The sequence below is a fragment of the Serratia sp. N21D137 genome, assembly GCF_047530005.1.
GTDB lineage: Bacteria > Pseudomonadota > Gammaproteobacteria > Enterobacterales > Enterobacteriaceae > Chania > Chania fonticola_B.
The window spans coordinates 13,959-28,592 of the sequence record NZ_JBLJAJ010000003.1; the positions used below are offsets into that span (position 1 = coordinate 13,959).

Genomic DNA, 14,634 nt, shown 5'->3' on the forward strand with positions numbered 1-14,634 from the left:
CGTACAGGCAGGCGGGTTTTTTAACGGCGGCAGATCAGATACTGAATGAAGAACCGCAGCCGCAGGTGGTTTTGGCATTCGGGTTAGTCACGATAAAGCGTGAACCTTCCAACCCTTCGGTGTAATCCACCGCGCCGCCAACCAGATATTGCAGGCTCATCGGATCAACCACCAGCGCAACGCCCTGTTTCTCGATGGTCATATCGCCGTCGTTGATCTTGTCATCAAACGTGAAGCCGTACTGGAATCCACTGCAGCCACCACCGGTAATGTAAACCCGCAACTTCAGGTTTGGATTCTCTTCGTCAGCAATCAGGAATTTCACCTTGCTTGCTGCTGCCTCGGTAAATTGCAGGGGCAGTGCTGTTTCATCACTCATACTCGTTACTCCCAACAGTGTTTCACATCAGGCGACGACGACGGTAACCTGATTAATGGTGCTGATTATCTAATACCTGAGTGTTGCGTTCAAGTATTCACCGCATTTGTTGTATTTTCTTTACCTGTTTTCTCGGCCAATGCCTGCTGCTGCCTTTGTAAGGTGCGGGCTAAAATGGCGGAATACAATGGCTTACCGCCCAGGAACTGCGCCACCAGGGTCGCGCCGAGGCAGGTAATAATCATCGGCAAAATCAGCTGATAGTTATCGGTCATTTCCAATACCAGCACAATACCGGTTAACGGGGCACGCACGGTAGCAGCAAACAGCGCCCCCATGCCCGCAATAGCAAAGGTGCCAGCCTCAAGCCCATACTCTGGGAACAGGTGAGCGCCAAAAAGACCAAAAGCGGTGCCTAGCAGCGTCCCCAGGGCGAGCATCGGTGCAAAAATACCGCCCGGTGCGCCTGAACCGAAGCAGAGCACCGTGGTGATCACCCGTGCGATAAAGATAAACAGCAGCATGCCGACGCTGTAATTACCCGCCGCCGCGATCGGAATCAAGGCCGAACCGCCACCCGCAGCTGCTGGCTCGATCAGCCCAAGCACGCCACAAGCGCCCCCTAGCAGAGCACCAATCAGCAGGAACTTGCTCATCTTGCCACCATGAAAACGGGCAAACATATCCTGGGTACGAAACACCAGTGCGTTAAACATCACCCCCACGGCGCCAAACACCGTCCCCAGCACCAGGTACAACCACAGCGTATTGAGCGGTGCCGAAGCAAGTTTACCCACCTCGATCAGCGGACTTTCACCATTAAAAATGCGAAAGACAATGCTCGACATAATCACGCCGATAAACACCGCCTTGATGGAGATCAGGTTGTAACGAAACTGCGGCCGCATCTCTTCGATCACGAACAAGATCCCCGCCAGAGGCGCGTTGAACGCGGCGGAGAGACCCGCTGCAGCACCGGTGGCCAGCATGGAGTGGCGCGCTTCCGCACTGCGCATACGGAAAATATCCAACACCATTCGCCCGGCATTGGCCCCCATCTGTACCGTCGGCCCTTCACGCCCTAGTACCATGCCTGCACCGAGCGTCCCCATACCACCGATAAATTTCACCGGGATCACCCGCCACCAGCGCACCGGGCGTAACTCTTCCAGTGCCCCTTCGATCTCTGGGATCCCTGATCCCCCGGCCTCTGGCGCAAAACGTTTGACCAGATAAAAGCCAAAAGCGGCCAACATGGCTGACAATATAAACGCCAGCGGCCACACCAGGAACGAGGAATTGGCAACAGAGGCCAGGCCCGACAGCCGCTGCTGCTGTACCCACTCCACCGCTTTATCAAAAGCGACGCCCAACAATCCCGCCAACGTCCCTACCACCGCCGCCATGATCAGGATGACAACCGGCGTTTTATCCTGGCGAATAAACTGACGGACTCTATAGTTGCGAGTCAGGCGCGCGCCTGAAGCCGCAGGAGGCTGTTGCTGTAATTCAGTCATAGTGGGTTCATTATTGAATTGAAAAATCAGACTAATAGCGATGTAAGCTATTCTAGCTCAGTCGTTGTCCTACCGCCCCCACAAAATCGGTATCGGTCCATGATCGTTTCATAACTGCGTACACTCCTCTAGAATAGCGCGGTCAAATCATTCAACAGCAAACCCAGGAGCCGGTTTATGAGCTTACACAGTAAGTCCGAAAGTCTGTACGCCCAGGCGCAACAGCTGATCCCAGGCGGAGTCAACTCCCCAGTGCGTGCATTCACCGGTGTAGGCGGTACCCCGCTGTTTATCGAACGTGCCGACGGTGCCTATCTGTTTGATGCCGATGGTAAAGCCTATATCGATTATGTCGGTTCCTGGGGCCCGATGGTGCTGGGCCATAACCATCCGGCGATCCGCAATGCGGTGATCGAGGCGGCACAGCGCGGCCTGAGCTTCGGCGCACCTACCGAGATGGAAGTGAAAATGGCCGAGTTGGTGACCAATCTGGTGCCAACCATGGATATGGTACGTATGGTGAACTCCGGTACCGAAGCCACCATGAGCGCCATTCGTCTGGCTCGGGGTTACACCAACCGCGACAAGATCATCAAGTTTGAAGGCTGCTACCACGGCCACGCCGACTGCCTGTTGGTGAAAGCCGGTTCCGGCGCACTGACGCTGGGGCAGCCGAACTCACCGGGCGTGCCGGCAGACTTCGCCAAGCACACGCTGACCTGTACCTATAACGATCTCGACTCCGTGCGTACCGCATTCGAGCAGTACCCTTCAGAGATCGCCTGCATCATCGTTGAGCCGGTGGCGGGCAACATGAACTGCATTCCACCGCTGCCAGACTTCCTTCCGGGCCTGCGCGCCCTGTGTGACAAGTATGGTGCGCTGTTGATCATTGACGAAGTGATGACCGGTTTCCGCGTCGCGCTGGCCGGTGCTCAGTCTTATTACGATGTGGTGCCAGATCTGACCTGCCTGGGCAAAATTATCGGTGGTGGCATGCCAGTGGGGGCCTTCGGTGGCCGCCGTGAAGTGATGGCCGCTCTGGCACCTACCGGGCCGGTGTATCAGGCTGGTACGCTGTCCGGCAACCCGATTGCCATGGCCGCCGGTTTCGCCTGCCTGACCGAGGTTTCCCAGGTTGGCATTCACCAGACCTTGACCGAACTGACCAACAAGCTGGCAGAAGGCCTGTTGGCGGCGGCCAAGGCAGAGAATATTCCGTTCGTGGTCAACCATGTAGGCGGCATGTTCGGGCTGTTCTTTACCGATGCGCCAACGGTCACCTGCTATCAGGACGTGATGGGTTGCGATGTCGAGCGCTTCAAGCGCTTCTTCCATCTGATGTTGGATGAGGGGGTTTATCTGGCCCCGTCGGCGTTCGAGGCTGGCTTTATGTCTGTCGCACACAGCGAGGAAGATATTCAGCGCACCGTCGATGCCGCGCGCCGCTGCTTCGCCAAGCTGTAATCTGCTGGCGGGCGCCACTCTGCGCCCGCCGTTATCTTCAGAGCAAGGTACCGTAAATCGTCAATATCGCCACGACGACCACCACAATCAGGGTCACTTTACGCGCTAACGTTACCGCGGCGCGCGGCGTCTGAACCGGGTCCATATGCGGTTCACGGGCCAGAGAGAACTGCGCCAAACGCGTCAATACCTGATACTGCGAAGTATGACGATCCCCCAGCGAAGCAAACCACGCGGGCAGCGCCCTTTCGCCATGTCCAATCAGCGCATACGCTACCCCTGCCAGACGAACCGGGATCCAGTCCAACACATGCAGCAGGAAGTCGATCCCCGTTTGCGAGCGTTGCAGCGGTGTATGATGCCGTGCCAGCCAGGTTTGGTAGGCCCGCAGAAAAGCATAGCCCGCCAGAGCGAGCGGCCCGTATGGCCCGCACACCGCAAACCAGAACAGCGGTGCCAAATAGTAGCGATAGTTAATCCACAACAGGGCATTTTGCAGTTCACGCAGGCGCTCTGCCTCGCTGCACTGCACCGGTAAACCGTGGATCAGCGCCAGCTCTTCCGCCATCTGATCGCTGGCGTGGGTATCGCCCTGCCGCGCGGCCTGCAAATAGGCCCGATAATGTTTGCGTGTGATCCCGGCCCCAACGCACAGCAGACCCATCACAATCCACAGCAGTAGCGCCACAACGCCGAAGAACAGGCCCTGGGCCAACCACAGAATGCCCCAGACGATAAACATCCAGACCAGGGTCATTGCCAACGTTTGTGCCAAAGAAAACCGATGCAGCCGCTGAAACACCACTTCTAAACGATGATCCAACTGCCAATGCTCACCCAGTTTAAAAAGGCGTTCCCACGCCAAAACCAGTAACAGCGTAAACAGCGTCATTAGCTAATCCTCTCCTTCTGTCTGTTCCCCAGCATAATGCTTGCGATGGGACGAGTGCCAGCAGCAGAGTAGCATGTTTCCGCGAAGTGAATTTAATGCGTTGATAATAAATGGATTTGTTACCTGCGCTGTCACATCAAGCACTGTCCCCGGCAGTCGCGGCCTGTGGATGCCAGTCAGTACAAAAAATATCTTAACGTACACTCTTTTTCGTTTCTCAAAGGTAGCCCTAAAATAACGCGGTGAATGGCCTATATCCAGTATCTTATTAATACTGAATATAGGCCTGATTACCCCATGATGAAAACGTTATGGGTTAAAAAATACGTTCGTCACCATTGGCCTTCAATAATATTAAGGCTCCAACGCTTCCGTATATTCAGACACACTCACTCTAATTGCTGAGTATTGGAAAGTATTCACGGAAAGAGGGTAATTAGAGGGATCACTGAATGGCTCTTTATACCTTACCACGGAGTAACCGAAGGAATCGGGAACGATCACTTCTGTGGCACTTTGACTTGTCTGATAGTATTGCCCATCGGATAAATCCTTAAATGCGAACTGGTAGGTAGTATTTCTCTGGAGCAACCCATTATCATCGACACTACGATCATCATTGGTCATCCAACCGCCTGTTAGACGAACATAAGTATTATCAATGGTATCGCCAACTTCTGCTTTATACAGTCGATAGAGAACATTTAACGGTAGCTTTTTCATAGTAAATCCTCGTAATACACCTGTGGTGTAAGTTATAAGTTATTGCAAAATTCTATTGATAATTTTATTAACCCAGCAGAACACTGTCTGGATAAACAGTATGTCAAATAAGGGAAGGTTGAGATATTCAATGCGGTTGTGCTGTTGGTAGAACAACTTGCAGCATGGCTAAGGTGGCACGCCGTAGGGGCGCGGCATGTGTTAAGGTCAGATGTGGACGTAAAATTGTGGCACATTCAGTCCCCTCTCCCTGTGGGAGAGGGTTAGGGTGAGGGGGATTACAACATCACTAACCTATTGATATTATGTAGAACTCGCGACTGGCACGGGGCTATAAAACAGAGTAGCATGTGCACTCACCGCTTATAGCCCATTTCCGGAGTTTGCCATGCCGACCCGTCGCTACAGTGCCGACAGCCGCCGTACCGCGCTTCTCGAACGTATTGCCAATGATGTCCCTGCCGCCGTCGCCCAGGCGCTGAGCGAAGATCTGGGGGGCACCGTGGATGCCGAGCGCGATATCACCGCACAACTGCTACCCGCAGATAAGCAGGCCAATGCCACGGTGATCACCCGTGAACCCGGCGTTTTCTGTGGCCGCCGCTGGTTGGAAGAGGTTTTTATCCAACTGGGTGGACAGGTGAAGATCGAGTGGTTGGTGGAAGATGGCGATAAGCTGGTGCCCAACCAGCCGCTATGCCGCCTGAGCGGCCCAGCGCGTATACTGCTGACAGGCGAACGCACCGCGCTGAACTTTGTGCAAACGCTCTCCGGCGTAGCCACGGCGGTAAGCCGCTATGTAGCGTTGCTGCAAGGCACACAAACCCGGCTGCTGGACACCCGCAAGACACTGCCTGGCCTACGCACCGCGCTGAAATACGCCGTGCTGTGCGGCGGTGGCAGCAATCACCGTCTCGGCCTCTCGGATGCTTTCCTGATCAAGGAAAACCACATCATTGCTTCTGGCTCGATCAAAAACGCGGTAGAGAAAGCCTTCTGGCTGCATGCCGACGTGCCGGTAGAAGTGGAGGTCGAATCGTTGGATGAGCTGCAACAGGCGCTGGATGCCGGTGCCGATATTGTGATGCTGGATAATTTCAGCGTCGAGATGATGCGTGATGCCGTTGCCCTGGCCCAGGGACGCACGCAGTTGGAAGTTTCCGGCAACGTCACCGATCAAACCCTGCGCGAGTTTGCCGAAACCGGGGTGGATTATATCTCTGTCGGGGCGCTGACCAAACACGTTACCGCGCTCGATCTGTCAATGCGTTTTAACTGAGCCTGTTATTGGCAACGCCTCTTCCTGGGGCGTTGTACCTTATGTGAGAGCCACTCACACTGCATCTCCCTATCTACCAATGCGGATTCAAGCGAACACGTTGATAAGCTCAGCAATAGTACCAAAGGCTTGGGGTCAGTTCCCCGACCATCTGGACTCCGTCATGGGGCAGCCAACTGTCGGTAAAGACGCGTTGTATCGCGATAAGCTGGGCATAGTGGCGGATCCCCAGCTTGTGCATGGCTATGCCCTTCTGTGTGGAGATGGTTTTGATACTGCGCCTCGTCAGCGCGGCAATTTCAGCGGGAGTCATGCCCTGTATCAGGTACTCGACCACCTGCCGCTCTCCCATAGACAACGTTTCCTCATCACACCCCGGTAAAGTGCAGCCAGCCCGGCTATCCTCACCCAACAGAATCTGACGTAAATGCGTATGCCACAAGACTAACGGTTGTCCCAGATCCACGATATGTCTCACCCCCAGACGGCGCAACCGAGTCACCAGATAAGGAATGGGGTCATCCAGAATAGCCATCAGCGCAACGCCGGGAAAAGAGATCCGCACCTGCTGAATAAAGCGCAAGGCTGACAATAAGTCTGCCTGTTGCCCAACGTGCAATGACATAACCAGCACATCCACCGGCTGTTCATCCAGATACCATTGCGCTTCAGCGGCTTTCTGGCAGTGCCAGACCCGCGATAGCGAGTGGGTATTGAGCAACGGCCAGATCCCAGCCTGAAAGAAACGGCACGGTGAAACGACTGCCACCCGGTACCGCTTCTGGCTAATCATGTCGCGACATACCAGGGGGAATTCGGCGCGTTGTAGGGCGCATCGGTGACCTGACTGCGTAAATGCTGGAACAGTTCCGCATCATTGCGAACCCCCAACTTGCGCATGCTATTGCACTTATGTGCGCTGATGGTTTTGACACTGCGATGCAGTAAATCAGCCACGTCAGAAACGCTCATTCCTTGCTGCAAGTACTCCAGTACCTTATGTTCCGCCTGCGTCAACACCACCAAGCTGTCCTGCACTTGCGCAGGAGTGGCACTGTGCAGCAGGTACATGGCCATACTGGGGCTACAAACCTTGGCACCGGTCAGCGCCTGTGCCATATCACGGCGAGTCTGCTCCTGCGACTCCTGGCGGGCAAGCAGGCTGATGTGCGGCCGGAGATTCAATCGCGTCAACAACGCAATGTCCCGGCAATAGGTGCACACCACAATACGCAGCGCGGGCGCACGTTCAGAGAGCATCAGCAACTGTTGCGTGTCGCGGGCAATCTCCTGCGGCGAGCCACTGAGCACCACCGCCAACAGGTCAATCTGTGGCGGCGCCCATTGCGCCAGCAATTGCTCAAGCGAAGAGACCATCACCACCAGATGCATAGGGGGATCAAGGTTCTGAATAAAATGTGCCATCCCTGCCTGAAGCAAGGGGATAGGGGCAACAACGGCTAATTTGACAACCGATAAAGGCGTATTCATGAGCGACTCCTAGATCAGTAATCCATTACGCGCCAGGTAATCTCCACGGGTATAGAGATCGCTATCACTATGGAAACCGAGCTTAATCATGGCACGGCGTTTATGGGTGCTGATGGTGCGTACATCCCGAGCTAGCACCCGCGCCGTGTCGGTCACGGTTCTGCCAGCAAACAGGCACTCCAGTACGTCCATCTCACGTCCGGTTAGCGATAATGACGGCGCGCCATTGCCAATCAGGTTCACCGCCGACGGGCTAAGACTGGACAACCCCGCCATCGCGCAGAGAACGCCTTGTGTCAGTGATGACAGGGGATCCTGTTTAAGGTAGATACCGCTGACCCTCAACGTTCTCAACTGTGCAAGCAGGTGCGGTTCCTGCAAAGAGGTGGCGACGATAAGCGGCACCCGTGCCCAGTACTGGCGTAAATGGCTAATCATTCGCAGCCCCTCCAATACCGACTCACCTTCGCCACAGAGTTCGGTGATCACCACATCCACCTTGCCTTGCTGCATCGCCACTGGCAGATCGCACACCTTTTCTACGTGCACACAATCCATGATCTGAAACTGTGGTGGCTGGAATGCAGAGCAGATCCCGGCACGCGTTATCGGGCAAGCATCCATGAGCAATACCCGGTCGATGCGGCATGCCGTCTGCATTTTCGGTAGGGGTGTGTTGTTCCATACGGTTGATGTCATCATGATAATAGTTCCGTTATTAATGACTCAGCTTGTCCTGATAGGTGCTGGCACCCAAAATAGACTCGGGTGCCGATGTTAAAGCTTGCTACGCCAATACACACAGCGGCCAGGGAAACCAACGCCGGCCGTCTAAACTTGACCGTGTTTTACCCGCCGCGATAACTGACTTGGCTCATCAGTTATAGGAAAAGTCGACTGACATTACCGAAGCAATATTACCCGGCGTAACCACCCCTTTAGCATAAGCACTGGCTCTCAATGCGAATGTTGCCGTGTTTCCTACCACTGTCGTTTCCATGGTAGACCCCGGGTTTTGCAAGGTATACGGGGACACATCTTGCGCCACTTCTACCGCCACGTTATCTGCCATCCCCGTACCGCTAGTCGTCGCGTAACGCCCGCCAGCCTCGGTATCCGCCGTACCGCTGAACGAGGCGGTAACCTTGGTGGTTGCAGTTGGACAGTCCTTCAATATCAGCTTGAATGGCTTCGCCGTGGAGGTGTTTCCTGCCGTCGCCAGGTCCTTCGCCTGACTGGTCCCCAGATCAACGTTCAAGTCTGAGTTGGTGGTATCTACCGTGCAGGGAGAAGCGACCACAACGCCGGTAATATTAACTTGAGTTGGAGCTGCCACTGCCTGATTAACACCGGTCCCCAAAACCAATAAGGCCAGCAGCGTACGTTGAGTTTGTTTTTTCATGAGGTTTCCTTACTGTTCCCGTCTGTATTCAGGCAGGGAATTCCTGCCTGATTTCCTTGAGTTAAAAAAACTTAATTAATTTCTGCATTAATGGTGGCCACGGCATTAAACTGCCCTATCGCCGGGGGATTGCCAGTCACGTTCATCGGTGCCAGACTCATAGAGCTGGTGCCAGTTTGTGATGAATAGTCGAAGGTGACAGGCAGATTTCCATTGACCGGCGGCACGATATTACCGTTCGCGTCACGTACCCGAACCCCGATATCATTATTGTCCGTCTTCAATGCGGTTGGGTCCCCCCCCGATGGCTCACCACTAAAGGATAAGCTGACGACAACACCGTTAGAAATATTGTTACAGGCCAGCGTCATATCAACGACTTTGGGGGTAAACCCCTTGGCAATTTCACCGGGATCCTTGATGTCATTTGACATGATATTGCCAAACTTGACATTAATGACCTGCCCGGCATTAATTTCACAAGATTGTGGTACCGTTACCGATCCGCTCATATAGACAGACGACATCGGCATCCCGCCATAGGATCCACTGACTTTTGAGCCATAAAGGTCCAGGATCTTAGTGCTTGGGATGACGACCTGCCCCACAAATGGCCGGGTAAAGTATAAAGACACATAGCCATTAGCACCGGATATCCAGTTCGTTACACCCGAACAGGCGCTGACAAATTTATTGCCCTCGTCGTTGAATGGGGTGGCTACGTGTTCCCTCCTTTCCCCTCCAATCCATAATTCAGTAGCCACTTCCAGATATTTATTTAATGAATAAAAATGTAATCCATCAAAGTCCCGCGTAGCTGTCAGATTGCCCGGTACCACTGCCTTATAGTAGGTTATGGCCGGGGTGGTACAATCACAGTTGGCAGCGTAATTCGCCGCTAAATTCCACTGGTAGGTTCGATTAAAATACATGCCAGCCTTGTTGTCCGCTGGATTGTCGTACTGTTTGACAAAGGGGAAGTTATATATCTGCGTGCCGCGTACAGTGGTACACCACCCGGTTGCCGCAAAGCTTGATACGGAAGACAGGCACAGCAGGCCGCCCAATGTTAATTTAACTAACCTGATTAACTTCATCATCGTTCCTTACCGGCACTGCGCATTCAGCATCTGAATGCCAGCACTTTCCGTTGTCTGTTTTGTCAGTGAGTAACTCACCTGACACTGTTGGTCTGAACCGCTGCCCCACTTCACATTCAGGCTGCCGCTGTCTGCCATCCCGGTCAGATAAACCTGGCCACCGTCCCCGACGATAAAGCCCTGTGCCGTTTTCTGTGCCGGATCGCTCACCGTGGCACCGAACGGTACCGGTGCGCCGCCCTGGCGTAACAGAGTCATCAGTATTCGCTGGCCCACGTTGGCCTGGAAGTTGGCTCGAACTACAGCACCACGGGTTGGCACCACGTTCTGAGAGGTCAACTCCACCTCAACGTCATCCGCCAAAGTCTCGGTATTCAACTGCACCTGATTCTTGCGATAAGGACTGACGTACGGCACGATGGCATAACCACGCCAGTCGGTTTTAACCCCGGTCTGGTTGTTAACCCCCGTGCCACCAGCTCCTGGCGCTTTCACCAGCGCAATGGTTTCCCCCAACGGCTGGCCGAAGGTCACCCCGTCCTGGTGCGCTATAATGCCGCCCTGCAGGCCGTAGTTCAGTCGTTGATTGTTGCGATCGTAGGCATAGCCCGCCAACACTTCCCCATAGGTACCGCGATAGTCGGCATTCAGGTTGCCGCCGTTGCCGATGCCCTTGTTGCCATAGCTTTGCTGTACGCCCCAACTCAGGTTGTTGTCCGCTAACGCCGTACCGTTCAGACCGACGGAGTTGTTGGTGGACCCCTTCTGGCTGGTGTTCAGGTTGTAGCTGGCATAAGTCCTGCTCAACCAACGATCCAGCGGCATGCTGACGTTAAGCGCAAAGATCTGATCGCGGTCATAAATGGCGCCACTGCTGTTGCCACTGGCCGTCGAGTTTTCGTTATAGCTGTAGCTCAACCCGTAGCTGATACCGTTCCAGCTGTTGTTATAGCCGACACCAATCGAGCGTAAGGTACGATCGCTGTTCCAGTAATCTTCGCTGACCCAGTTTAATGACAGGGTTCCCGCCGCATCTCCCAGGTTCTGGCTGATGGTCAACTCGCTGCGGTTGCGCTTGCGGTCGGTGAGCCGGTAACTACTACCGTCACGGTAGGTGTCCAATACTTCCTGCAAACTGTAGTAGCCCGCCGTTGAGTAACGGTATCCGGCAATCGAGAAGTTGGTACCCGTCTGTACCAGGTTCTTGCTGTAACGAACTCGCCATGATTGGCCATCGGTCTTAGGTTGGTCTTGCATCGTAGACCATGCCTGGGTCACGTCTGCCGATATGGCACCGATGTCACCCATGTTCTTGCCCAGCCCCAAGGCCACAGACTGGTACTTACTGGCAAACTGGCCACCGCCGTAGGCGGTAAAGCCATTGGGTAAACCATAAATCGCTGTACCCTGGCTAAACAGGGTCTTGTCTATGCTGTTGTCATAAGAACGGTACTGCCCGCTGGTGAGCGAGTACTTCAAACGACCTTGACGCTGCAGCACGGGCAGCGAGGCAAACGGCACCACCATCTGCTGTTGGCTACCGTCGGCTTCCTTAATGGTCACCAGCAGGTCGCCGCTGCCCCCGGTAGGGAACATATCGTTGATTTCAAACGCACCTGGCGCCACGTAGGTCTGGTAAATCACATAACCGTTCTGGCGGATAGTCACCTGCGCATTGGTTCGTGCAATACCCCGTACCATTGGCGCATAGCCCTTCAGGCTGTCCGGTATCATTTCGTCGTCAGAGGCCAACTGCCCACCACGGAACGGTACGCTGTCGAACACGTCCGAAGGCGAACTGCTATCCCCCAGCGTCATCTGACTTTTCAGCGCGATAATGTCACGCTGGGCATAGGTATAGATGGTGTCCCATTTATCCTGGCCGTCACTGCTTCGGCTCCAGGTCGTGTAGTTACGCAACCGCCACGCCCCGAGGTTGACACCCGGCCGCAGGTTGACGAACTGGCTGTTGCTGTCTTGGTTATTCCCATTGCGTGCATAAGTGTTGGCTCCGCTCATGCTGTAGTTGAGCAGCAATGCCGGGATACCTTGATCCCATTGGCTTTCAGGAACGTAACCACGCGCTTTCTGTGAGAGGGCTGCCTGAGGAATACTGATCAGTAATTGCTGTTCGCTGAAACGGAACTTGGCGCTGGCCTGGGGAATGGCACTGATGTTGGCGCATTGTGACTTGGCATCACCGAGCCCTGGGAATAAATCGGTTTTCACCCCCAAGGCATTAAGTTGCTCTACGCTCAGACAAGGTTGCAGATGCTCTTTGCCATCATCCCCTTTTTGCATACTGAACGTCACATCTCGTGTGTCCTGCTGTTCGTTATTGAGATAGATATCGACCCGATAGGTGCCCGGTGCCTGACCTATGCCTTCTTCAAAAACCGTTAAATCTGTTGCGCCCTGGTTTGGGTTATCCATTTGCAGCAGTGCAGGGTTAAAATAGTCACGCGCCTGTACGCTAAAAGATAGGGTTCCCATCAATGCCAGCTGGGTAGCGATCAAATACGCCAACCGGCTGACGCGCGGCGAGTGCCCGGCCTGGCTTTTATAATTATTCATCCGTTTGACTCCATTGCCTACAGGGTGAAACTACCCCTGTGTCCTGTGCCCCACAGCCTGTGGGGATCCCTGCTCTCTGAAGGCTATAACGACGCGAGTTGCTCTTTGCTTACCGCCCCGTAATCATTGATAATTTTCCAACTGAGCGGGCCGCCGCTCACTCCGGTTGGCAGTGCAAAGCTTGCCGTACTCATCGGAGCCACATAGGTCACATCGCTCAATTTCTTGCCTGCAACCTTCACCTCATAGAAGTTCATATAAAACGGCGTCGGGTTGTTCACCTGCAGGTGATTACCACTGCGTTGCCAGGTCAGTTTCTCTGTGACTTGCTCCGGCGTGCCTTTGATGCCCTCCGGGCGGTAAATCAGCTTGATGCGCGTCTTCACTGCAATTTGCAGCGTATTGCGGACTTCAGCTTTGCTGGCTGCGGGGATGGACTTGATGTTCATCCAATACAACGATTCTTTATCTGAGGGCAGATTGCCCCCGGCACGCACCACGCGCAGGACGTTTTTCTGGTCGCCATCCAGGCGGAACAGCGGTGGGGTCACCACAAAGGGGGCTTTCTCAGCGCCACCTGCGGTGGTCTCTACCCAGGTCTGGATGAGGTACGGCCCCTTGTCCGGGTTACTGACGCTCAGTGAAGACTCCTTTTTACCGCCTTCATAAATCAGGCGCGTACCGCCCACAACCACACCGGCCTGAGCAGCACAGCTCATCATCAGCAAGCTCGTCAGCACCGTGGCAGGAATAAATTTCATACAAACACCCCGTGAAATGAGACATAAAGGCCAGCTCAACTACCGCCGGCCTGAAATCAGAACAACTAATCTCTACGTCGAATTGGTAAAGTCTTAGTTGTAGTTAAGGGTGAAGCTAGCGGTGGAGTTCGCAACACCAGAAGTGATGGTGGCGGAGGTAGAGATATAGCGTGCAACGAAGTTCAGATCGTTGTTACCCACAACCAGTGGATATGATTTAGATGCGGTAAACAATGGAACCACAGCATTAGCGTCATCGCTCAGCTGAATACCAACACCCGTTGCGCCACCAGCAGTCAGTGCCAGAACGGTGTTGTCACCAGATACAGCGATACCGTCAAATTTGACTGAAGCTTGAGTTGCCGCAGCCGGGCAACCTGTCAATTTGATGGTGAAATTGGTTGCAGAAGATTTAACACCCGCAGTCGGAACGCCACCCACGTTGAAGGAAGTGGTGGCGACTTCACCCAGATTCACCTGCAGTGGGCTGCTTGGGTTGTTAGTCACAACACAAGCGTCATCGGTGATTTTACCAACGAAATCGACTTGACCATCAGCAGCGGCAGCAGCGGTAACGGCAAACACAGAGGAGGCCAATACGGCAACAGCAATCAGATTCTTTTTCATACAACACTTTCCTTTAATGTAATGCACCCATGTGCATAGCAAAATTAATTGACATAGCCTTATGTCGTTCCCTGTTTATTTAGCTCCAAGCGAGAACCTCTCCCGTTAAATAACCCATCAAGCCGTTAAGCCTTATCGCACCGACGAGTCATTTTGAACTAAAGTGTACCGTCCAATTATTTATGCTAAATATCACACTTAAACAGCATTAAATTCCAATAGGTGATCAATTAATAAACAATAGTAAAAAATTAAAGCTATGCTTGGTATCGAGGGGGGATTTTATAGAACCATCAGAAGTGGGCTTGAACAGCCACTATTGGGGAAGGTCAATAATGAATAACTGGCTAGAAATAAACACAAATCATTGATATATATTGTTATTTTAAAATTAAGAATGTACCTACAACAAATTTGTTGAC

At 53.6% G+C, this 14,634-nt stretch carries 14 protein-coding genes; 2 read left to right on the forward strand and 12 right to left on the reverse strand.

Annotated elements, in window-relative coordinates:
* Positions 1-34 precede the first annotated feature (34 nt).
* Together erpA and clcA are read right to left on the reverse strand one after the other, a co-directional pair.
* Entirely contained in the window at positions 35-379 is a 345-nt protein-coding gene (gene erpA, locus ACMV5H_RS03315; protein WP_021179368.1) for an iron-sulfur cluster insertion protein ErpA, read from the reverse strand.
* Between the two features lie 89 nt (positions 380-468).
* Entirely contained in the window at positions 469-1,896 is a 1,428-nt protein-coding gene (gene clcA, locus ACMV5H_RS03320; protein WP_414821459.1) for a H(+)/Cl(-) exchange transporter ClcA, read from the reverse strand.
* 177 nt (positions 1,897-2,073) lie between these two features.
* Between clcA and hemL the strand changes: the two genes are divergently transcribed.
* Positions 2,074-3,363, forward strand: coding sequence for a glutamate-1-semialdehyde 2,1-aminomutase (hemL, locus tag ACMV5H_RS03325; RefSeq protein ID WP_071682213.1), 1,290 nt, complete (start codon positions 2,074-2,076; stop codon positions 3,361-3,363).
* Positions 3,364-3,400: 37 nt separating this feature from the next.
* On the opposite strand, the gene ampE is transcribed toward hemL, so the two are convergent.
* Together ampE and ACMV5H_RS03335 are read right to left on the reverse strand one after the other, a co-directional pair.
* On the reverse strand, positions 3,401-4,255 hold the full coding sequence (ampE, locus tag ACMV5H_RS03330) for a beta-lactamase regulator AmpE (protein ID WP_059199766.1): 855 nt from the start codon (positions 4,253-4,255) through the stop codon (positions 3,401-3,403).
* Positions 4,256-4,609: 354 nt separating this feature from the next.
* Positions 4,610-4,978 carry a hypothetical protein gene (locus ACMV5H_RS03335; RefSeq protein WP_121608725.1) on the reverse strand — a complete coding sequence of 123 codons (369 nt, stop codon included), beginning with the start codon at positions 4,976-4,978 and terminating at the stop codon, positions 4,610-4,612.
* Between the two features lie 388 nt (positions 4,979-5,366).
* Between ACMV5H_RS03335 and nadC the strand changes: the two genes are divergently transcribed.
* On the forward strand, positions 5,367-6,257 hold the full coding sequence (nadC, locus tag ACMV5H_RS03340) for a carboxylating nicotinate-nucleotide diphosphorylase (protein ID WP_414821460.1): 891 nt from the start codon (positions 5,367-5,369) through the stop codon (positions 6,255-6,257).
* 109 nt (positions 6,258-6,366) lie between these two features.
* Here nadC and ACMV5H_RS03345 read toward each other — a convergent pair whose 3' ends face one another.
* The 8 genes from ACMV5H_RS03345 to ACMV5H_RS03380 all read right to left on the reverse strand — a co-directional run bounded on the left by ACMV5H_RS03345 (position 6,367) and on the right by ACMV5H_RS03380 (position 14,212).
* Positions 6,367-7,026: a helix-turn-helix transcriptional regulator gene (locus ACMV5H_RS03345; RefSeq protein ID WP_166734100.1), complete on the reverse strand. Its 660-nt coding sequence runs from the start codon at positions 7,024-7,026 to the stop codon at positions 6,367-6,369.
* A gap of 20 nt (positions 7,027-7,046) precedes the next feature.
* Positions 7,047-7,748 (reverse strand): helix-turn-helix transcriptional regulator, encoded by a 702-nt coding sequence (locus ACMV5H_RS03350; RefSeq protein ID WP_218519880.1) that lies wholly within the window; start codon positions 7,746-7,748, stop codon positions 7,047-7,049.
* 9 nt (positions 7,749-7,757) lie between these two features.
* Entirely contained in the window at positions 7,758-8,450 is a 693-nt protein-coding gene (locus ACMV5H_RS03355) for a response regulator transcription factor (RefSeq protein WP_080661042.1), read from the reverse strand.
* A 175-nt stretch (positions 8,451-8,625) separates the two neighbouring features.
* Positions 8,626-9,150 carry a fimbrial protein gene (locus ACMV5H_RS03360; RefSeq protein WP_223537436.1) on the reverse strand — a complete coding sequence of 175 codons (525 nt, stop codon included), beginning with the start codon at positions 9,148-9,150 and terminating at the stop codon, positions 8,626-8,628.
* Between the two features lie 71 nt (positions 9,151-9,221).
* Entirely contained in the window at positions 9,222-10,250 is a 1,029-nt protein-coding gene (locus tag ACMV5H_RS03365; RefSeq protein WP_223537435.1) for a fimbrial protein, read from the reverse strand.
* Between the two features lie 6 nt (positions 10,251-10,256).
* A complete protein-coding gene (locus ACMV5H_RS03370; protein WP_218519881.1) occupies positions 10,257-12,824 on the reverse strand; it encodes a fimbria/pilus outer membrane usher protein in 2,568 nt (855 codons plus the stop codon).
* 83 nt (positions 12,825-12,907) lie between these two features.
* The gene (locus ACMV5H_RS03375) at positions 12,908-13,585 is read right to left on the reverse strand and encodes a molecular chaperone (RefSeq protein WP_021179357.1); all 678 of its coding nucleotides are present in this window, start codon (positions 13,583-13,585) and stop codon (positions 12,908-12,910) included.
* Positions 13,586-13,678: 93 nt separating this feature from the next.
* The gene (locus tag ACMV5H_RS03380; protein WP_059199759.1) at positions 13,679-14,212 is read right to left on the reverse strand and encodes a fimbrial protein; all 534 of its coding nucleotides are present in this window, start codon (positions 14,210-14,212) and stop codon (positions 13,679-13,681) included.
* Between the last annotated feature and the right edge of the window lie 422 nt (positions 14,213-14,634).